This is a genomic window from Variovorax sp. TBS-050B, assembly GCF_029893635.1.
Taxonomy (GTDB): Bacteria; Pseudomonadota; Gammaproteobacteria; order Burkholderiales; family Burkholderiaceae_C; genus Variovorax.
Window position 1 is genome coordinate 4,362,317 of the sequence record NZ_JARXYR010000002.1, and the last position, 16,328, is coordinate 4,378,644.

Annotated in this window: 16 protein-coding genes and 1 other RNA gene; 8 read left to right on the top strand and 9 right to left on the bottom strand. The window is 69.5% G+C overall.

Annotated features, from left to right (window positions below; all coding sequences use genetic code 11):
• The first annotated feature begins 43 nt into the window (after positions 1-43).
• From M2165_RS23305 to glp, 5 genes are all read left to right on the top strand, one after another.
• Positions 44-1,477, top strand: a complete 1,434-nt coding sequence (locus tag M2165_RS23305) for an aldehyde dehydrogenase family protein (protein WP_280816947.1) — start codon at positions 44-46, stop codon at positions 1,475-1,477.
• Between the two features lie 118 nt (positions 1,478-1,595).
• Positions 1,596-2,894, top strand: a complete 1,299-nt coding sequence (locus tag M2165_RS23310; protein WP_280816948.1) for a serine hydrolase domain-containing protein — start codon at positions 1,596-1,598, stop codon at positions 2,892-2,894.
• Between the two features lie 50 nt (positions 2,895-2,944).
• Complete coding sequence (moaA, locus tag M2165_RS23315; RefSeq protein ID WP_280816949.1) at positions 2,945-4,096, top strand: GTP 3',8-cyclase MoaA; 1,152 nt, start codon at positions 2,945-2,947, stop codon at positions 4,094-4,096.
• The gene (mobA, locus tag M2165_RS23320; protein WP_280816950.1) at positions 4,093-4,743 is read left to right on the top strand and encodes a molybdenum cofactor guanylyltransferase MobA; all 651 of its coding nucleotides are present in this window, start codon (positions 4,093-4,095) and stop codon (positions 4,741-4,743) included. Before moaA ends, mobA begins: the two co-directional genes overlap by 4 nt.
• Positions 4,740-6,062, top strand: a complete 1,323-nt coding sequence (gene glp, locus M2165_RS23325) for a gephyrin-like molybdotransferase Glp (protein WP_280816951.1) — start codon at positions 4,740-4,742, stop codon at positions 6,060-6,062. The genes mobA and glp overlap by 4 nt, the downstream gene beginning before the upstream one ends.
• A 3-nt stretch (positions 6,063-6,065) precedes the next feature.
• Here glp and rnhA read toward each other — a convergent pair whose 3' ends face one another.
• Together rnhA and M2165_RS23335 are read right to left on the bottom strand one after the other, a co-directional pair.
• Positions 6,066-6,518 (bottom strand): ribonuclease HI, encoded by a 453-nt coding sequence (rnhA, locus tag M2165_RS23330; protein WP_280816952.1) that lies wholly within the window; start codon positions 6,516-6,518, stop codon positions 6,066-6,068.
• 31 nt (positions 6,519-6,549) lie between these two features.
• Entirely contained in the window at positions 6,550-7,320 is a 771-nt protein-coding gene (locus M2165_RS23335; protein WP_280816953.1) for a methyltransferase domain-containing protein, read from the bottom strand.
• Between M2165_RS23335 and gloB the strand changes: the two genes are divergently transcribed.
• Complete coding sequence (gene gloB / locus M2165_RS23340; protein ID WP_280816954.1) at positions 7,319-8,098, top strand: hydroxyacylglutathione hydrolase; 780 nt, start codon at positions 7,319-7,321, stop codon at positions 8,096-8,098. The genes M2165_RS23335 and gloB overlap by 2 nt on opposite strands.
• Entirely contained in the window at positions 8,095-9,699 is a 1,605-nt protein-coding gene (locus M2165_RS23345) for a transglycosylase SLT domain-containing protein (RefSeq protein WP_280816955.1), read from the top strand. Before gloB ends, M2165_RS23345 begins: the two co-directional genes overlap by 4 nt.
• Before the next feature lie 132 nt (positions 9,700-9,831).
• On the opposite strand, the gene M2165_RS23350 is transcribed toward M2165_RS23345, so the two are convergent.
• The 7 genes from M2165_RS23350 to dnaX all read right to left on the bottom strand — a co-directional run bounded on the left by M2165_RS23350 (position 9,832) and on the right by dnaX (position 16,059).
• Positions 9,832-10,677: an ABC transporter permease gene (locus tag M2165_RS23350; RefSeq protein ID WP_280816956.1), complete on the bottom strand. Its 846-nt coding sequence runs from the start codon at positions 10,675-10,677 to the stop codon at positions 9,832-9,834.
• Positions 10,674-11,489 carry an ABC transporter ATP-binding protein gene (locus tag M2165_RS23355; protein ID WP_280816957.1) on the bottom strand — a complete coding sequence of 272 codons (816 nt, stop codon included), beginning with the start codon at positions 11,487-11,489 and terminating at the stop codon, positions 10,674-10,676. Before M2165_RS23355 ends, M2165_RS23350 begins: the two co-directional genes overlap by 4 nt.
• Positions 11,490-11,533: 44 nt before the next feature.
• The gene (locus M2165_RS23360) at positions 11,534-12,568 is read right to left on the bottom strand and encodes an ABC transporter substrate-binding protein (protein ID WP_280816958.1); all 1,035 of its coding nucleotides are present in this window, start codon (positions 12,566-12,568) and stop codon (positions 11,534-11,536) included.
• A 145-nt stretch (positions 12,569-12,713) separates the two neighbouring features.
• Entirely contained in the window at positions 12,714-13,106 is a 393-nt protein-coding gene (locus M2165_RS23365; protein ID WP_280816959.1) for an MAPEG family protein, read from the bottom strand.
• Between the two features lie 36 nt (positions 13,107-13,142).
• On the bottom strand, positions 13,143-13,733 hold the full coding sequence (gene recR / locus M2165_RS23370) for a recombination mediator RecR (protein WP_280816960.1): 591 nt from the start codon (positions 13,731-13,733) through the stop codon (positions 13,143-13,145).
• A gap of 69 nt (positions 13,734-13,802) precedes the next feature.
• A complete protein-coding gene (locus M2165_RS23375; protein ID WP_012747441.1) occupies positions 13,803-14,135 on the bottom strand; it encodes a YbaB/EbfC family nucleoid-associated protein in 333 nt (110 codons plus the stop codon).
• Between the two features lie 85 nt (positions 14,136-14,220).
• Positions 14,221-16,059: a DNA polymerase III subunit gamma/tau gene (dnaX, locus tag M2165_RS23380; RefSeq protein WP_280816962.1), complete on the bottom strand. Its 1,839-nt coding sequence runs from the start codon at positions 16,057-16,059 to the stop codon at positions 14,221-14,223.
• 165 nt (positions 16,060-16,224) lie between these two features.
• On the opposite strand from dnaX, the gene ffs reads away from it, so the two are divergent.
• Positions 16,225-16,321: signal recognition particle sRNA small type (ffs, locus tag M2165_RS23385), an RNA gene on the top strand.
• Positions 16,322-16,328 lie beyond the last annotated feature (7 nt).

Genomic DNA, 16,328 nt, shown 5'->3' on the forward strand with positions numbered 1-16,328 from the left:
CGAGCCGGGCGGACGCGCGCCGCTTCGCGCAAAATCCCGCCTCATGCAACTCAACTTCATCGCCAACGCGAACGTCCCCTCCTCCTCCGGCCGCACCCTGCCGGTGCTCGATCCCTCCGACGGCCAGCCCTTCGACGAAATCCAGCGCAGCAACGCGGCCGACATCGATGCCGCCGTGCGGGCCGCGCGCGACTGCTTCGAGGGTGTCTGGCACAAGGTGAGCGCCGCCGACCGGGGCCGCCTGCTCTTCAAGCTCTCGCAGAAGATCGCCGAGCACGTCGACGAGCTCGCCTACATCGAGCAGCGCGACTGCGGCAAGCCGGTGAAGCAGGCACGCGCCGACGCCGTCGCGCTGGTGCGCTATTTCGAGTTCTACGCCGGCGCCTGCGACAAGCTCCACGGCGAAACCATTCCCTACCAGGACGGCTACAGCGTCTTCACCTGGCGCGAGCCGCACGGCGTCACCGGCCACGTGATCCCGTGGAACTACCCGATGCAGATCTTCGGGCGCAGCGTGGGCGGCGCGCTCGCGGCCGGCAACGTCTGCGTGGTCAAGCCGGCCGAGGACGCCTGCCTGTCGCTGATCCGCGTGGCGCAGCTCGCGGCCGAGGTCGGATTCCCGCCGGGCGCGCTGAACATCGTGACGGGCTACGGCCACGAGGTGGGCGATGCGCTCGCGCGCCACGAAGGCATCGACCACATCAGCTTCACCGGCAGCCCGAAGATCGGCACGCTGATCCAGCAGGTCGCGGCCGAGCGGCACTGCCCGGTCACGCTCGAGCTCGGCGGCAAGAGCCCGCAGATCATCTTTGCCGACGCCGACCTCGACGCAGCCATCCCGGTGCTCATCAACGCCATCGTGCAGAACGCCGGCCAGACCTGCTCGGCCGGCTCGCGCGTGCTGATCGAGCGCGGCATCTACGAACCGCTGCTCGAACGCCTCGGCCGCGCCTTCGAGGCGCTGCGTGTCGGCCCCGCGGCGATGGACCTCGACGTGGGTCCGCTGATCCGCCAGACGCAGCAGCAGCGCGTCTGGGACTTCCTGAGCGATGCCCAGGTCGCCGGCATCCCGATGGTCGCGCAGGGCGTGGTGGTCGACCAGGCGCCCGAGACCGGCTTCTACCAGGCCCCCACCCTGCTGCGCGACGTGCCGGTGAACCACCGCCTGGCGCAGGAAGAGGTCTTCGGCCCGGTGCTCGCCGCGATGCAGTTCGCCGATGAGGACGAGGCGGTCGCGCTGGCCAACGCCACGCAGTTCGGCCTCGTCGCCGGCATCTGGACCGAGAACGGCGCACGGCAGTTCCGCATGGCCAAGCGGGTGCGCAGCGGGCAGGTCTTCATCAACAACTACGGCGCGGGCGGCGGCGTGGAACTGCCCTTCGGCGGCGTCAAGTCCTCGGGCTACGGGCGCGAGAAGGGCTTCGAGGCGCTCTACGGCTTCACCACGCTGAAGACGGTCGCCGTCAAGCACGGCTGACGGCATCGGCCGGCACGGCGCGGGCGCTCGCCCGGCGCCGTGCCGCGCACCATCGTCCGGACCTGCGGCCTCGGTACACTGCCCCGCGGCAAGAACAACCACCCAGGAGACAACGACGATGAAGTTCCCCTTCGCGCGCTGCCTGCGCACGGCCCTGGTCGGCCTGAGCCTCGCGGCCCCGCTGCTGGCGGCCACCGCCCAAACGCTGCCGACCGCCCGGCCCGAGCAGGTCGGTCTCTCGAGCGAACGGCTGCAGATGCTCACCGACGTGCTCAGGGCCGACACCGCCGCGGGCAAGATCCCCGGCGCGGTGCTGCTGGTGGCGCGACAGGGCAAGGTCGCGTGGTTCGAGCCGGTCGGCAGGCTCGACCCCGCCGCCGGCACGCCGATGACGCGCGACGGCATCTTCCGCATCTACTCGATGAGCAAGCCGATCACCACCGTGGCGGCGATGATGCTGGTGGAAGACGGCCGCATGAAGCTGGACGACCCCGTCTCGATGTACCTGCCCGAGTACGCCCGCATGACGGTGGGGGTCGAGAAGCCCGGTACCGACGGCAAGCCGGTGCTCGAAACCGTGCCCGCACGGCGGCCGATCACCGTGCACGACCTGATGCGCCACACCTCGGGCCTGACCTACGGCTTCTTCGGGCCCGGCCTCGTCAAGCAGGCCTACAACGCCGCCGACCTGAATGCCGGCGATCCCGACAATGCCGAGTTCTCCCGGCGGCTCGCCAAGCTGCCGCTGGCCTACCAGCCCGGAACGACCTGGGACTACAGCTACTCGACCGACATCCTCGGGCGCGTGGTCGAGGCGGTGTCGGGCCAGTCGCTCTACCAGTTCGAGAAGGCGCGCCTGTTCGATCCGCTCGGCATGACCGACACCAGCTACTACGTGCCCGAGCCCGCGCGCCAGCGGCGCATTGCCGAGCCGCTGGCCGCCGACCGCAGCTTCGGCGTGGGCGCGGAGTTCAACGACCCGCGCGTGGTCCGGCGGCTCGAATCGGGCGGCGGCGGGCTGGTGTCGACGGCGAGCGACTATGCGCGCTTCCTGCAGATGCTGCTGAACGGCGGCACGCTCGACGGCAGGCGCTACCTGGGCCCGCGCACGCTGGCGCTGATGACCGCCGACCATGCCAACGCGGACGCCGGCATCACGCCCGGGCCGCTCTACCTGCCCGGGCCGGGCTACGGCTTCGGGCTGGGCTTCGCGGTGCGCCGCAGCGACGGCCAGGCCCCCTACCCGGCCGCGGCCGGCGAGTACAACTGGGGCGGCGCCGGCGGCACCTACATGTGGGTCGATCCCAAGAACGAGCTCTTCGTGGTGCTGATGCTGCAGTCGCCGAAGCACCGCGTCCACTACCGCAGCCTCGCGCGCAACATGGTCTATGCGGCGATCCTCCAGCAGCAGCAGTAGCCCTTCTCGGGTCGGCCCCCCGCCGATCGGGTAAATTGGCCGCCGCGCCCATGAACAGCCGAAGCACCACCGTCATTCCGATCGCCGAGATCGGCCGCGCACGGCCCGCCGTCGCGGTGCCGGAGATCGCCGTGCCTGCGACGGGCAAGCTGCTCGACCGGCTGGGCCGGCCGCTGACCGACCTGCGCATCAGCGTGACCGACCGGTGCAACTTCCGCTGCAGCTACTGCATGCCGAAGGACGTGTTCGACAAGGACTACCAGTACCTACCGCACAGCGCGCTGCTGAGCTTCGAGGAAGTGACCCGGCTCGCGCGCCTCTTCGCGGACCATGGCGTGCGCAAGATCCGCCTCACCGGCGGTGAGCCGCTGCTGCGCAAGAACATCGAGGTGCTGATCGGCCAGCTGGCCCAACTGCGAACGCCCGAGGGCGAGCCGCTCGAACTCACGCTCACCACCAACGGTTCGCTGCTGCGGCGCAAGGCGAAGGCGCTGGCCGCCGCGGGCCTGCGCCGCGTGACCGTGAGCCTCGACAGCCTCGACGACCAGGTGTTCCGGCACATGAACGACGTCGACTTCCCGGTCGCGGACGTGCTGGCCGGCATCGAGGCCGCGCGCGACGCCGGACTCGGGCCGCTGAAGGTCAACATGGTGGTCAAGCGCGGCACCAACGAGCAGGAGATCCTGCCGATGGCGCGCTACTTCCGCGAGCAGCACGGCGGCAAGGTGGTGCTGCGCTTCATCGAATACATGGACGTGGGCGCGACCAACGGCTGGCGCATGGACGAGGTGCTGCCTTCGGCCGAGGTCGTCGCGCGCATCGGCGCCGAATTTCCGCTCGTGCCGCTCGAACCCAGCGCGCCCGGCGAGACCGCCCAGCGCTGGGCCTACGCCGACGGCGGCGGCGAGATCGGCGTGATCAGCAGCGTGACCCAGGCCTTCTGCCACGACTGCAGCCGCGCCCGGCTGTCCACCGAGGGCAAGCTCTACCTCTGCCTCTTCGCGAGCGCCGGCCACGACCTGCGCCCCCTGCTGCGCGGCACGGCCACCGATGCGGACATCAGTTCCGCCATCGGCCACATCTGGCAGGGCCGCGCCGACCGCTATTCCGAACTCCGCGCGCTGCGCGGCCCCGACACCGGCGAGCAGGAGGCCGGCGACAAGGCACCCCGCCGCGTCGAAATGAGCTACATCGGCGGATGACCACCTCCACAGACAACACCATTCCAGCCAGCGAGATCACCGGACTGCTGCTGGCCGGCGGCCGCGGCTCGCGCATGGGCGGCGTCGACAAGGGCCTGCAGAACTTCAACGGCACGCCGCTCGCGATGCATGCGGTGCTGCGGCTGGGCATGCAGGCCGGCGAGGTGATGATCAACGCCAACCGCAACCTCGCGGCCTACGAGTCCTTCGGCGTGCCGGTCTGGCCCGACAGCCTGGCCGACTACGCCGGCCCGCTCGCCGGCTTTCTCACCGGCCTGGAGCGCTGCGAGACGCCCTACCTGCTCACCGTGCCCTGCGACACGCCGCTCTTTCCGCTCGACCTCGCGAGCCGCCTGGCCGAGGCCCTGGCGCGCGAGAACGCCGAGATCGCGATGGTCAGCGCGCCCGAGGCCGCCCCGGAGCCCCGCGCCGCGCCGGTGCTGCGGCCGCAGCCGGTGTTCTGCCTGCTGCGCACCTCGCTGCTCGAAAGCCTCGTGCGGTTCACCCAGGCCGGCGGCCGCAAGATCGACGCCTGGACCGCACAGCACCGCACGGTGCTCGTGCCCTTCGACCGCCCGGGCGATGCGCCCGACGCTTTCTTCAACGCCAACACCCTGGCCGAACTGCACGCCCTCGAGAACCGATGAGCCGCATCGCCGACATTGCCGCCGCCCTCGCGGGCTATGACCCCCAGGCCCTGAGCGTGGAAGGCGTCCAGTCCTTCCTCGCGCAGCTGGTCGGGCCCGCCGTGGTCAGGGAGCGCGAGGAAGTCGCGCTGCGCGAAGCACTGGGTCGCGTGCTGGCCGAGGACATCGTCTCGCCGGTCAGCGTGCCGCCGCACGACAACTCCGCGATGGACGGCTTCGCCTTCGACGGCGCGGTGCTGAAGGACGACGCGCCCATCGATGCCTCGGTCGAACTGCGCGTGATCGGCACGGCGCTCGCGGGCGCGGCATGGCGCGGCACCGTGGGCGCGGGCGAAGCGGTCCGCATCATGACCGGCGCGGTGATGCCCGAGGGGCTCGACACTGTCGTGCCGCAGGAGTTCTGCAAGATCGACGGCGAGCGCGTGAGCTTTCCCGCCCGCGTGCTCCGGCGCGGCGACAACCGCCGTTTCGCGGGCGAGGACCTGATGCAGGGCCAGCCCGCGCTGCGCAGCGGCGAGCGCCTGTCGCCGGCCGCGCTCGGCATGGTCGCGAGCCTCGGCATCGGTTCGGTCACGGCGCTGCGGCGGCTGCGCGTGGCGTACTTCTCCACCGGCGACGAGATCCTGAGCCTCGGCGAATCGCCGCGCGAGGGCGCGGTCTACGACAGCAACCGCTACACCGTGTTCGGCCTGCTCACGCGACTGGGCTGCGAGGTCATCGACCTCGGCCTCGTGCGCGACGACCCCGCCACGCTCGCGGACACGCTGCAGCGCGCGGCCGATCAGGCGGACGCCATCATCACCAGCGGCGGCGTCAGCGTCGGCGCGGCGGACCACACGCGCGCCGTGATGCAGCAGCTCGGCGACATGGCGTTCTGGCGCGTGGCCATGCGACCCGGGCGGCCGATGGCGGTCGGCCTGGTGCCGCGCCAGCAACAGGCCGCCGCACGGCGCGGCGCCGCGGCGCTCTTCGGGCTGCCGGGCAATCCGGTGGCGGTGATGGTCACTTTCCTCGCCTTCGTGCGCCCCGCCCTGCTGCGCATGATGGGCTGCCACGAGCTCGCCTCGGCACCGCCGCCGCTTCTGCGCGCGCGCACCGTGGGCGCCATCCGCAAGAAGCCCGGGCGCACCGAATACCAGCGCGGCTTCGTCAAGGCCGTGGCCGGGGCGCTGCCGGAGGTTCGCATCGCCGGCAACCAGGGTTCGGGCGTGCTGAGTTCGATGGTCGAGGCCAACGGCCTCGTGGTGCTGCACCACGCCCAGGGCGACGTCGCGGCCGGCGACGAAGTCGACGTGATGATGTTCGAAGGCGTGGTCTAGCCGTCAGCCCCTGCGGCCGAGGGCCTGGTCCACGCCCCGGTTGGCGAGCATGTCGGCGCGCTCGTTGCCGGGGTCGCCCGAGTGGCCCTTGACCCAGCGCCATTCGATCAGGTGGCCGCCTTCGGTCACGAGCTTGTCGAGCTTCTGCCAGAGTTCGACGTTCTTCACCGGCTGCTTGGTGGAGGTGAGCCAGCCCTTGGCCTTCCAGCCGCGGATCCACTCGGTGATGCCCATGCGCACGTACTGGCTGTCGAGGTAGAGGATCACCTTGCACGGCCGCTTGAGCGCGGCCAGGCCCTCGATCACCGCGGTGAGTTCCATGCGGTTGTTGGTGGTGTTGAGTTCGCCGCCGAACAGTTCCTTTTCGGTGGCGCCCGACTTGAGCCAGGCGCCCCAGCCGCCGGGGCCGGGATTGCCTTTGCATGCACCGTCGGTGTAGATCACGACTTCGTTCAAGACTCTTCTTTCCTTTTCTTTCTGTTCCGCGTCAATCGACGCGATCGATGCGGTGCATCTTGCCCGCGATGGGCACCGGCGCGGTCGCGCGCGCGGCGGCGCGGCGCCAGTCGGCGCTCAGCAGGCGCATGCCGCGCACCCGCTTGACCGCCACGAGAAAATACGCGGCGCCGAAGATGGGCCACCAGCGCTCGCCCGCCGTGTCCATCCAGCGGAAGCGCTCGAGCCATGCCTCGCTGCGCACCGAGGGCCGGTAGATGCCGAAGCGGCCCGACTCCACCTCGAAGCTCAAGAGCCGCAGCCAGTCGCGCATGCGCCAGTAGCCGATGGACTCGCCGCCCTCGGGCAGGAAGGACTCGCCGAAACCCATCCTGCCGTAGAGGTGCGCGCGGCGCTGCCGCATGCCCCAGAGGCTGGCCGGATTGAGGCCGCAGATCACCACGCGGCCCTCGGGCACCAGCACGCGTTCGACTTCGCGCAGGGTCGCGTGCGGATCCTGGCTCAGTTCGAGCGCATGCGGCAGCACCACCAGATCGAGGCTGTTGGCCGCGAACGGCAGTGCCGTGAAGTCGGTGAAGAGCGCCGCCCTGCCCGGCGCGGCCGCGGGGTCGGCCAGCGCGAGCCAGCGGTGCGGCATCCGGTTGGCGCGCAGCCCGTCGACCTCGGCAGCGCCCAGCTGCAGCGCGTGGTAGCCGAAGATGTCCGCCACCGACTCGTCGAACTGGGCCTGCTCCCATGCCAGCAGGTACCGGCCAGGGGGGGTCGCGAACCAATCCTGCAAACCTATAATTTGACCGCTCATGACCCTTGTTCCGCTGCCCGCCTTCGCTGACAACTACATCTGGATGCTGCAGGACGGCTCCAACGCGATCGTGGTGGACCCGGGCGACGCTCAACCGGTATTCGACGCATTGACGCGCGACAAGCTGCAGCTCGCCGCGATTCTAGTCACGCACCATCACCCCGATCACACGGGCGGCGTGGCGGCGCTGCACGCAGCCACCGGCGCCCCGGTCTTCGGACCCGCGCGCGAACGCATTCCGGAGCCCTTCAAGCCGCTCGTGGACGGCGACAGCGCCGAGGCGCTCGGGCTGCGCTTCACCGTCATCGACGTGCCGGGCCACACGGCCGGGCACATCGCCTACTTTCTTCCCGCACGCGACGGCCAGGCGCCGCTGCTTTTCTGCGGCGACACGCTGTTCTCCGGCGGATGCGGCCGCCTGTTCGAAGGCACGCCCGCGCAGATGCTGGCGTCGCTCGACAAACTCTCGGCGCTGCCGGGCGACACCCGCGTCTGCTGCGCCCACGAATACACACTTGCTAACCTGCGTTTCGCGCAGGCGGTGGAACCCGCCAACGCCGAGCTGACTCAGTACAACGCGCGCTGCGAAAGCCTCCGCGCCCGAGGGCAGCCCACGCTGCCCTCGCAGCTGTCCACCGAACGCCGGATCAACCCCTTCCTTCGCAGCCGCGAAGCCACTGTGCTCCAGGCGGTGCGCGATCACGCCGGGCTCTCCGCCGATGCGGCCGAAGCCGACGTGTTCGCAGCGCTGCGCCAATGGAAAAACGATTTCCGATGAAATTTATCGCTGCCGCCTGCCTCGCAGGTTCACTGTTGCTCGCGGGTTGCGCGGGCACCACCACCAGCCCCTCTTCCTCCTCCACAACCAGCTCAGCCACCGCCGGCGGCACCGGCGCCAAGTCCGCCAGCAGTGCCGCGCCGGTCTATCCCGGCGGGCCGCTCACCCCCATCACCAGCAGCGAGGCCCATTCGCAGAGCGTCGTCACGCTCGCGCCGCCGGCCGACATGTGGGACCGCATCCGCCGCGGCTTCAAGATGCCGAACCTCGAGAGCGACCTGGTGCGCGACCGCGAGCAGTGGTATGCGAGCCGGCCCGACTACATCCAGCGCATGGCCGAGCGCTCGAACAAGTACATCTTCCACATCGTCGAGGAACTCGAGCGGCGTAACATGCCGACCGAGCTCGCGCTGCTGCCCTACATCGAGAGCGCGTTCAATCCACAGGCGATCTCGAGCGCGCGCGCCGCGGGCATGTGGCAGTTCATGCCCGCCACCGGCAACGACTACGACCTGAAGCAGAACATCTTCCGCGACGACCGCCGCGACGTGGTCGCCTCCACGCGCGCCGCGCTCGATTATCTGCAGAAGCTCTACGGCATGTTCGGCGACTGGCAGCTCGCGCTCGCGGCCTACAACTGGGGCGAAGGCAGCGTGAGCCGCGCCATCGCCAAGAACCAGCGCCTCGGCCTGCCGACCACCTACAGCGACCTCTCGATGCCGAACGAGACGCGCTACTACGTGCCCAAGCTGCAGGCGGTGAAGAACATCGTCGCCAATCCGCAGGCGTTCAGCACCGAACTGCCGCTGATCCCCAACCATCCATACTTCCAGACCGTCACGCTCACGCGCGACCTCGACGTGGAACTCGCGGCCAAGCTCGCCGACGTGCGCATCGAGGACTTCCGCGCGCTCAACCCCGCGGCGCACAAGCCGGTGCTGATCGCCGCCGTCACGCCGCAGGTGCTGCTGCCGTGGGACAACGCCGCCGTGTTCCAGCGCAACTTCGACGCCTATGCACAGGGCCAGTACGCGAGCTGGACCGCCTGGGTCGTGCCTAGCACCATGACGGTGGCCGACGCGGCGCAGCGTGCCGGCATGAGCGAGGCCGACCTGCGCGCGCTCAACAACATCCCGCCGCGCATGCTGATCCGGGCGGGCTCCACGCTCATCGTGCCCCGCGGCGCACGCGTCAAGGAAGACGTGACCGCGGTCGTGGCCCAGACCGGGCAGCTGAGCTTCCAGCCCGAGATCATCACCCGCCGCACCACGGTTCGCGCCGGCCGCAACGACAGCGTCGCGAGCATCGCGCGCCGCTACCAGCTCAAGCCCGCGAGCGTGGCCGAGTGGAACGACGTCAAGCCCAACCACACCTTCAAGCGCGGCTTCAGCGTGGTGGTGTACCTGCCGGTGCGCGCCTCGTCGACGGCGCACGTGGGTTCGGGCGCAAGCCGCCCGAGCGCGAGCAGCAAGCATGTCCGGAGCGCCTCGGTGAAGACCGTGGCCGCGCGCGGCAGCCAGGTGACGAAGTCGCCGGCGTCGAGCAAGCAGCAGGTCGTGCGCGAGAAGCGCGGCGGCACGCCCGCGAAGAAGAAGCGCTGAAGCGGCCTCGCCGCTCGGGGGCCTCGAAAGCCGGCGGCGTCTCCAGGGGCGCCGGCGCTGCCGCGTGCATTAGATGACAGGTGGCCCGTCGAATTGCACGCGCAGCGGCAGATGCGCGGCACGCCCCGGGTCCTAGAGCTTCTCGGTCTCGCCGCTGCGCGGCTGCCACTTCATGAGGCGCTTCTCGATCCAGCCGACCAGTCCGTCGAGCAGCAGCGCAAAGGCCGTGAGCACCACGATGCCGGCGAACACGGTGTTGACGTCGAAGGTGCCCTCGGCCTGCAGGATCAGGTAGCCCACGCCGCGCGCCGAGCCCAGGTACTCGCCGACCACCGCACCCACGAAGGCCAGGCCCACCGACGTGTGCAGGCTCGAGAAGACCCAGCTCGTCGCACTCGGCAGGTAGACGGTGCGCAGCAGCTGCCGCTGGTTGGCGCCGAGCATCCGCGCATTGGCCAGCACCACCGGGCTCACTTCGCGCACGCCCTGGTAGACGTTGAAGAACACGATGAAGAACACCAGCGTCACGGCCAGCGCCACCTTGCTCCAGATGCCGAGGCCGAACCACAGGGCGAAGATCGGCGCGAGGATCACGCGCGGCATCGAGTTGGCCGCCTTGATGTAGGGATCGAGGATCAGGCTCGCGGTGGGCGCCAGCGCGAGCCACAGCCCGCAGGCGAGCCCGAGCACCGTGCCGATGCCGAAGGCCAGCACCGTCTCGAGCAGCGTGGTGCCCAGGTGGCGGTAGATGTCGGCATTGCCCCTCAGCCCGTCGGGAAACAGCAGGTTCGGCGGCACCTCGAAAGGCAGGAACCAGCTCCAGATGCGGCCCGCCACCTGGATCGGCTCGCCGAGGAAGAACGCGATCTGCTGATTGCGCGACGCCAGATGCCACGCCACCAGAAGCACCACCAGCAGCATCAGTTGCCAGAAGCGCGCGTTGCGTTCATTGAGGGCCAGCCGGGAGCGCGCCATCATGCGGCCTTCTTCAGTTGCTGGGCGTAGCCCTTGAGCACTTCGTCGCGCAGCACCTCCCAGATCTGCGTGTGCAGTTCGACGAAGCGCGGCTGCGTGCGCACCTCGGCCACGTCGCGCGGCCGCGCCAAGTCGATCTCGAACTCGCCGATGGGATGCGTGGCCGGCCCGGCGGAGAGCACCACCACACGGTCGCTCATGGCGATGGCCTCGTCGAGGTCGTGCGTAATGAAGAGCACCGCCTTCTTGCGCGCGCTCCAGAGTTCGAGCACCTCGTTCTCCATCAGCTGCCGCGTCTGGACGTCGAGGGCGCTGAAGGGCTCGTCCATGAGGATGATGTCCGGATCGAGCACCAGCGTCTGCGCGAGCGCGACGCGCTTGCGCATGCCGCCCGAGAGCTGGTGCGGATAGCGGTCGCCGAAACCCGAGAGGCCCACGCGCGCGAGCCATGCCTCGGCCTCCGCGCGGGCCTCGGCGTCCGGCATGCCGCGGTACTGCAGCCCCACCATCACGTTGTCGATCGCGCTGCGCCACGGCATCAGCGCCTCGGTCTGGAACATGTAGCCGGCGCGTGCGTTGATGCCCGCGAGCGGCTCGCCGAACACCTTCACCGTGCCCGACGAAGGTTCGAGCAGCCCGGCGCCCACGTTGAGCAGCGTGGACTTGCCGCATCCCGTGGGCCCGACCACCGAGACGAACTCGCCGGCGCGGATGCGCAGCGTGGTGTCGGCCACCGCGGTGTAGCGCTGGCCGGGATCGTCCTTCGAATGGAAGGTGCAGTGGATGGAGAGAAGCTCGAGTGCGTGGTCGGACATGTAGAAAAAACCCGGCCGGAGCCGGGTCGCGAAGACGTTCGAAATCAGGCTTTGAACCTGTCCTTCGCGCGCTTGGCAAAATCGTTGGTGTAGGTCTTGGCGAGGTCGATCCTGTCGGCCTTCACCGCGGTGTCGAAGCTCGCAATGGCGGACAGCGCGGTCTTCGGCCCCTCGCTCGGCACGAGGCCGTCGGTGGCGATCGATTCGCGCACCTTGTCGAAGGACGCGAGGTACAGCGCGCGGTCGCCGAGCAGGTAGGTCTCGGGCACGGTCTTGATGATGTCGCCCGGTCCCGCGGTCTGCAGCCACTTGAGGCCACGCACGATCGCGTTCGCGAGCGCCTGGCAGGTGTTGGGATTCTTCTGCACGAAGTCGACCGGCGCATAGAGGCAGGCCGCCGGCATCGGGCCGCCGAACACCTGCTGCGTGCCCTTGAGCGTGCGCGTGTCGCTGATGATCTTCACGTCGCCCTTCTGCTCGAGCATGGTCATGACGGGATCGGTGTTGCTGATCGCGTCGATCTGCCCCGAGCGCAGCGCCGTGAGCGCGCCCGCGGCCACGCCAACGCCGATGTAGCTCACGTCGCTCGCCTTGAGCCCGCCGCGCGACAGCACGAGGTTGGCCACCATGTTGGTCGACGAGCCCGGCGCGGAGACGCCGATCTTCTTGCCCTTGAGGTCGGCGACGCCGCTGTAGCCGGCCATGTTCTTGGTCGACACGCCCACCGCGATCTGCGGTGCGCGGCCCTGCAGCACGAAGGCCTGGAAGAACTGGTTCTTGGCCTGCAGGTTGATGGTGTGCTCGTAGGCGCCGGAGCAGACGTCGGCCGAGCCGCCGACCACCGCCTGCAGCGCACGCGCGCCGCCCGCGAAATCGGAGATCTCGACCTCGAGTCCTTCGGACTTGAAGTAGCCGAGCTGCTCGGAGATGGTGAGCGGCAGGTAGTAGAACGCCGCCTTGCCACCGACGGCGATCGAGACCTTGGTCTTTTCGAGCTTGGCCTGCGCAAAGACCCGGGGCAGCGCAATCGTGGCGGCAGCGACTGCGGAAGCGGTGATGAGGGTTCTGCGATGAAGCATGGAAGCGGTCCTGCGGGCTCTTGGATTCTTGGAGTGAATCGAGCTTAGGGGGCCGCCCCCGGGGTCGGCATCGGGGTCATCCCGTGCGGGTTTCCACGTAAGCACGAAGGCCTCTGCGCACGGGCGCGCGGGCCTTGCGATCCCGCTATGGCGCGATGAAAAGAATCGCGCAGTTGACGATGAATCCGAGCGCCCACACGGCGCTGCGCGCGGCGCTCAGACCTTGGATGTAGAGCGCGATGTAGACCAGCCGCAGCACGACGTAGGCCGCCGCAAGCATGTCGAGCCGCGCCTGCGCGGCGCCGAGCTGGTGCGCGATGATCACCGCGCCGATGAAGAACGGCAGGCCTTCGAAGCTGTTGGCCTGCGCGCCGTTGGCGCGTGCGCGCCAGCCGCTCTGCCTGGCGGCCCAGTCGCGCGGCTGCACGTTGTCGCGCGGACCGAAACTGCCGGCCTTGGCGATCCAGGCCGCGAGATACGGCAGGCCGCAGGCGATGAACACGCACCAGTAGGCGATGGTGAGCGACGAGAAGGTCATGTCGGTTCTATGGGGTGCGACCGCGGCACGCTGCAGCTAGCGACGATCCACGAGCGCATGCGCGATCGTGCCGAGGTCCACGTATTCGAGTTCGCTGCCCGCGGGCACGCCGCGCGCGAGGCGCGTGACCGTGAGGCCGCGCTGCTTGAGCGCTTCGCCGATCACATGCGCGGTGGCCTCGCCCTCCGCCGTGAAGTTGGTGGCGAGGATCACTTCGCTCACCGTGCCGTCGAGCGCCCGATCGAAGAGCTTCTGCAGGCCGATGTCCCGCGGCCCGATGCCGTCGAGCGGACTCAGCTTGCCCATCAGCACGAAGTAGTAGCCGCGGAACGCATTGGTGCGCTCCAGCGCCGCCTGGTCCGCGGGTGTCTCGACCACGCAGAGCTTCGTCGCATCGCGGCGCGCGTCGAGGCACACCTGGCACACGGGCGCTTCGGTGAAGGTGTTGCAGCGCTCGCAGTGCCGCACGCTCGCGGCCGCCTGCTGCAAGGCGCGCGAAAGCAGCTGCGCGCCCTCGCGGTCGTGCTGCAGCAAATGAAACGCCATGCGCGAGGCCGACTTGACGCCGACACCGGGCAGGCGGCGCAGCGCATCGACCAATGCGTCGAGCGAACTGGCGTCTGCCATGGCTCAGTCCGCGCGCTTACGGGAACGCCGCGGAACCACGCCAAGCGGGCAAGCCTGGGAGCGCGTCATTCAGAACGGAAGCTTCATGCCGGGCGGCAGGCCGGGCATGCCGGCCGTGAGCTTGCCCATCTTCTGCTCGCTGGTCTCCTCGGCCTTGCGCACCGCGGCGTTGAAGGCAGCGGCCACGAGGTCTTCGAGCATGTCCTTGTCGTCGGCCAGCAGGCTCGGGTCGATGGTGATGCGCTTGACGTCGTGCTTGCAGGTCATCACGACCTTCACGAGGCCGGCGCCCGATTCGCCCTCGACCTCGATGGTGGCCAGCTCTTCCTGGGCCTTCTTGAGGTTGTCCTGCATTGCCTGCGCCTGCTTCATGAGGCCGGCCAGTTGTCCTTTGTTGAACATCGTTGGTCCTGGATGGTTGGAAATGGGGAAAGGATAAGAGAGATGGCGGTCGAACCGGAAAGCCGCACGGGCGGCATGTGATCCGTCAGGCCGGCTTGAGCGTTCCGGGCACGATCTTCGCATCGAATTCGCGCATCAGCATCTGCACCTCGGGATCGTTGCGGATGGCTTCTTCGGCGAGGCGCTGGCGCTCGTCGGCCGCCTGCTTGTTGCGACGCGCGGGGCTGTCGACCACGCCGCCGATCTCGATGGCCAGCTTCACCGGGTGGCCGAGCGCAGCCAGCGCGTCGGTGAGCTTCTCGCGTGCCGAGGGCTGGTTGAGCAGCTCGCGCTCCACGCGCAGGATCCACTGGTCGACGTCGCGCGCGACCAGCTGCGACTGCAGCGCGAGTTCGCGCGCGAGTGCCGCGATGCTTTCGGCGGCGACCATCTGCGTGACCGTGGCATGCCAGAAGTCGCCGTCCTCGCTCGGAGGAATCGGTGGCGCGGGGCCGCGCTGCTCGTCGGGCCGCGGTACGTCGCGCTGGCCCGGCGGCGGCTGTACGCGCATCGGCACCGCGACCACCTTGGCCTCGCCGTCCCACGGCTGGGCATCGGCAGGCGGCTCGGCGGCGCGCCGCAGCGGCTCGCTGACCACCGGGAGACGCTGGACCGCGGGCGCGGCGGACGGCGGCCGCACGGGCGCAGCGGCCGGCGGCGGGGGCGTGGCGGGCTCCGCAGCCCGGCTCGGCGGTGCGGCCACGGGGGCCGCGACCGCCCGCGGGGCTTCATTCAGAGTTTTTTTTTCCGGGGAGGCCGCAGCGGCCGCGCTGGAAGAAGGCTTGAAGGCCAGCAGCCGCAGCAGCACCATGGTCAGTGCGGCGTATTCGTCGGGTGCCAGGCCGAGTTCGCCGCGGCCGTGCAGGCAGAGGCTGTAGAGCAGCTGGGTCTCGTCGGCAGGCATCAGCGCCGCAAGGCGCGCGGTGTCGGCCGCATCGGGATCGGTGGCCGCGTCGGTCCCTTCCGCGCGCGCGGGCACCGCCTGCAGCACGGCCATGGCCTGCAGCACCGCGGTCATTTCTTCCAGCGTGGAGGCGGCCGAAAGGCCATCGCGGCGCAGCGCCTCGGAGGTGTCGACCACCGTTTTGCCATCGCCTTGCGCGAGCGCCTCGATCAGCCGGAACACATGGCCGCGATCGACACTGCCGAGCATCTGGCGCACGCCGGCCTCGAGCAGTTCGCCGTTGCCGAACGCGATCGCCTGATCGGTCAGCGAGAGCGCATCCCGCATCGAGCCGCGCGCCGCGCGCGCCAGCAGCCGCAGCGCCTGCGGCTCCGCCGGCACCTGCTCGGTCTGCAGCACGCCCGTGAGGTGTTCGAGCACCGTCTCGGGCGCCATCGGCCGCAGGTTGAACTGCAGGCAGCGCGACAGCACCGTGACCGGCACCTTCTGCGGATCGGTCGTCGCGAGCACGAACTTGAGGTACTCGGGCGGCTCCTCGAGCGTCTTCAGCATCGCGTTGAAGGCGGTGTTCGTGAGCATGTGCACTTCGTCGATCATGAAGACCTTGAAGCGCCCCTGCACCGGCTTGTACACCGCCTGCTCGAGCAGCGACTGCACCTCGTCCACGCCGCGGTTCGACGCGGCGTCGAGCTCGGTGTAGTCGACGAAGCGGCCCGCGTCGATGTCCTTGCAGGCCTGGCACACGCCGCACGGCGTGGCCGTGATGCCGCCCTGCCCGTCCGGCCCCTGGCAGTTGAGCGACTTGGCGAGGATGCGGGACACCGTGGTCTTGCCCACGCCGCGCGTGCCGGTGAAAAGATAGGCGTGATGCAGGCGCTGCGTGGTCAGCGCGTTCTCGAGCGCCTGCACCACATGCCCCTGGCCGACCATCTCGCCAAAGGTTTTGGGACGGAACTTGCGAGCGAGCACGAGGTAGGACATTGCGGGCATTCTAAAAGGCGCGGCGCACCCCATCCGTTCCGGTCGGGCCTCTTAATCGCGGGACACCAAGGATCCGGCTCCGCCGGTCCTCAGGTGTCGCCCCCAGCAGGGGGGTGGGCGAAGCGACACGAAGTGCGCGAAGCCTGGGGGGTTACAATCCACCCTGACGGGCCTCCCTGCATGGTGAAGTGGCCAACCGGGTCAGGTGGGGAACCAAGCAGCCCTAACTGCGTAGTCAGTGCCAGGGGTAAGGCTCGTCAACTTCTTCC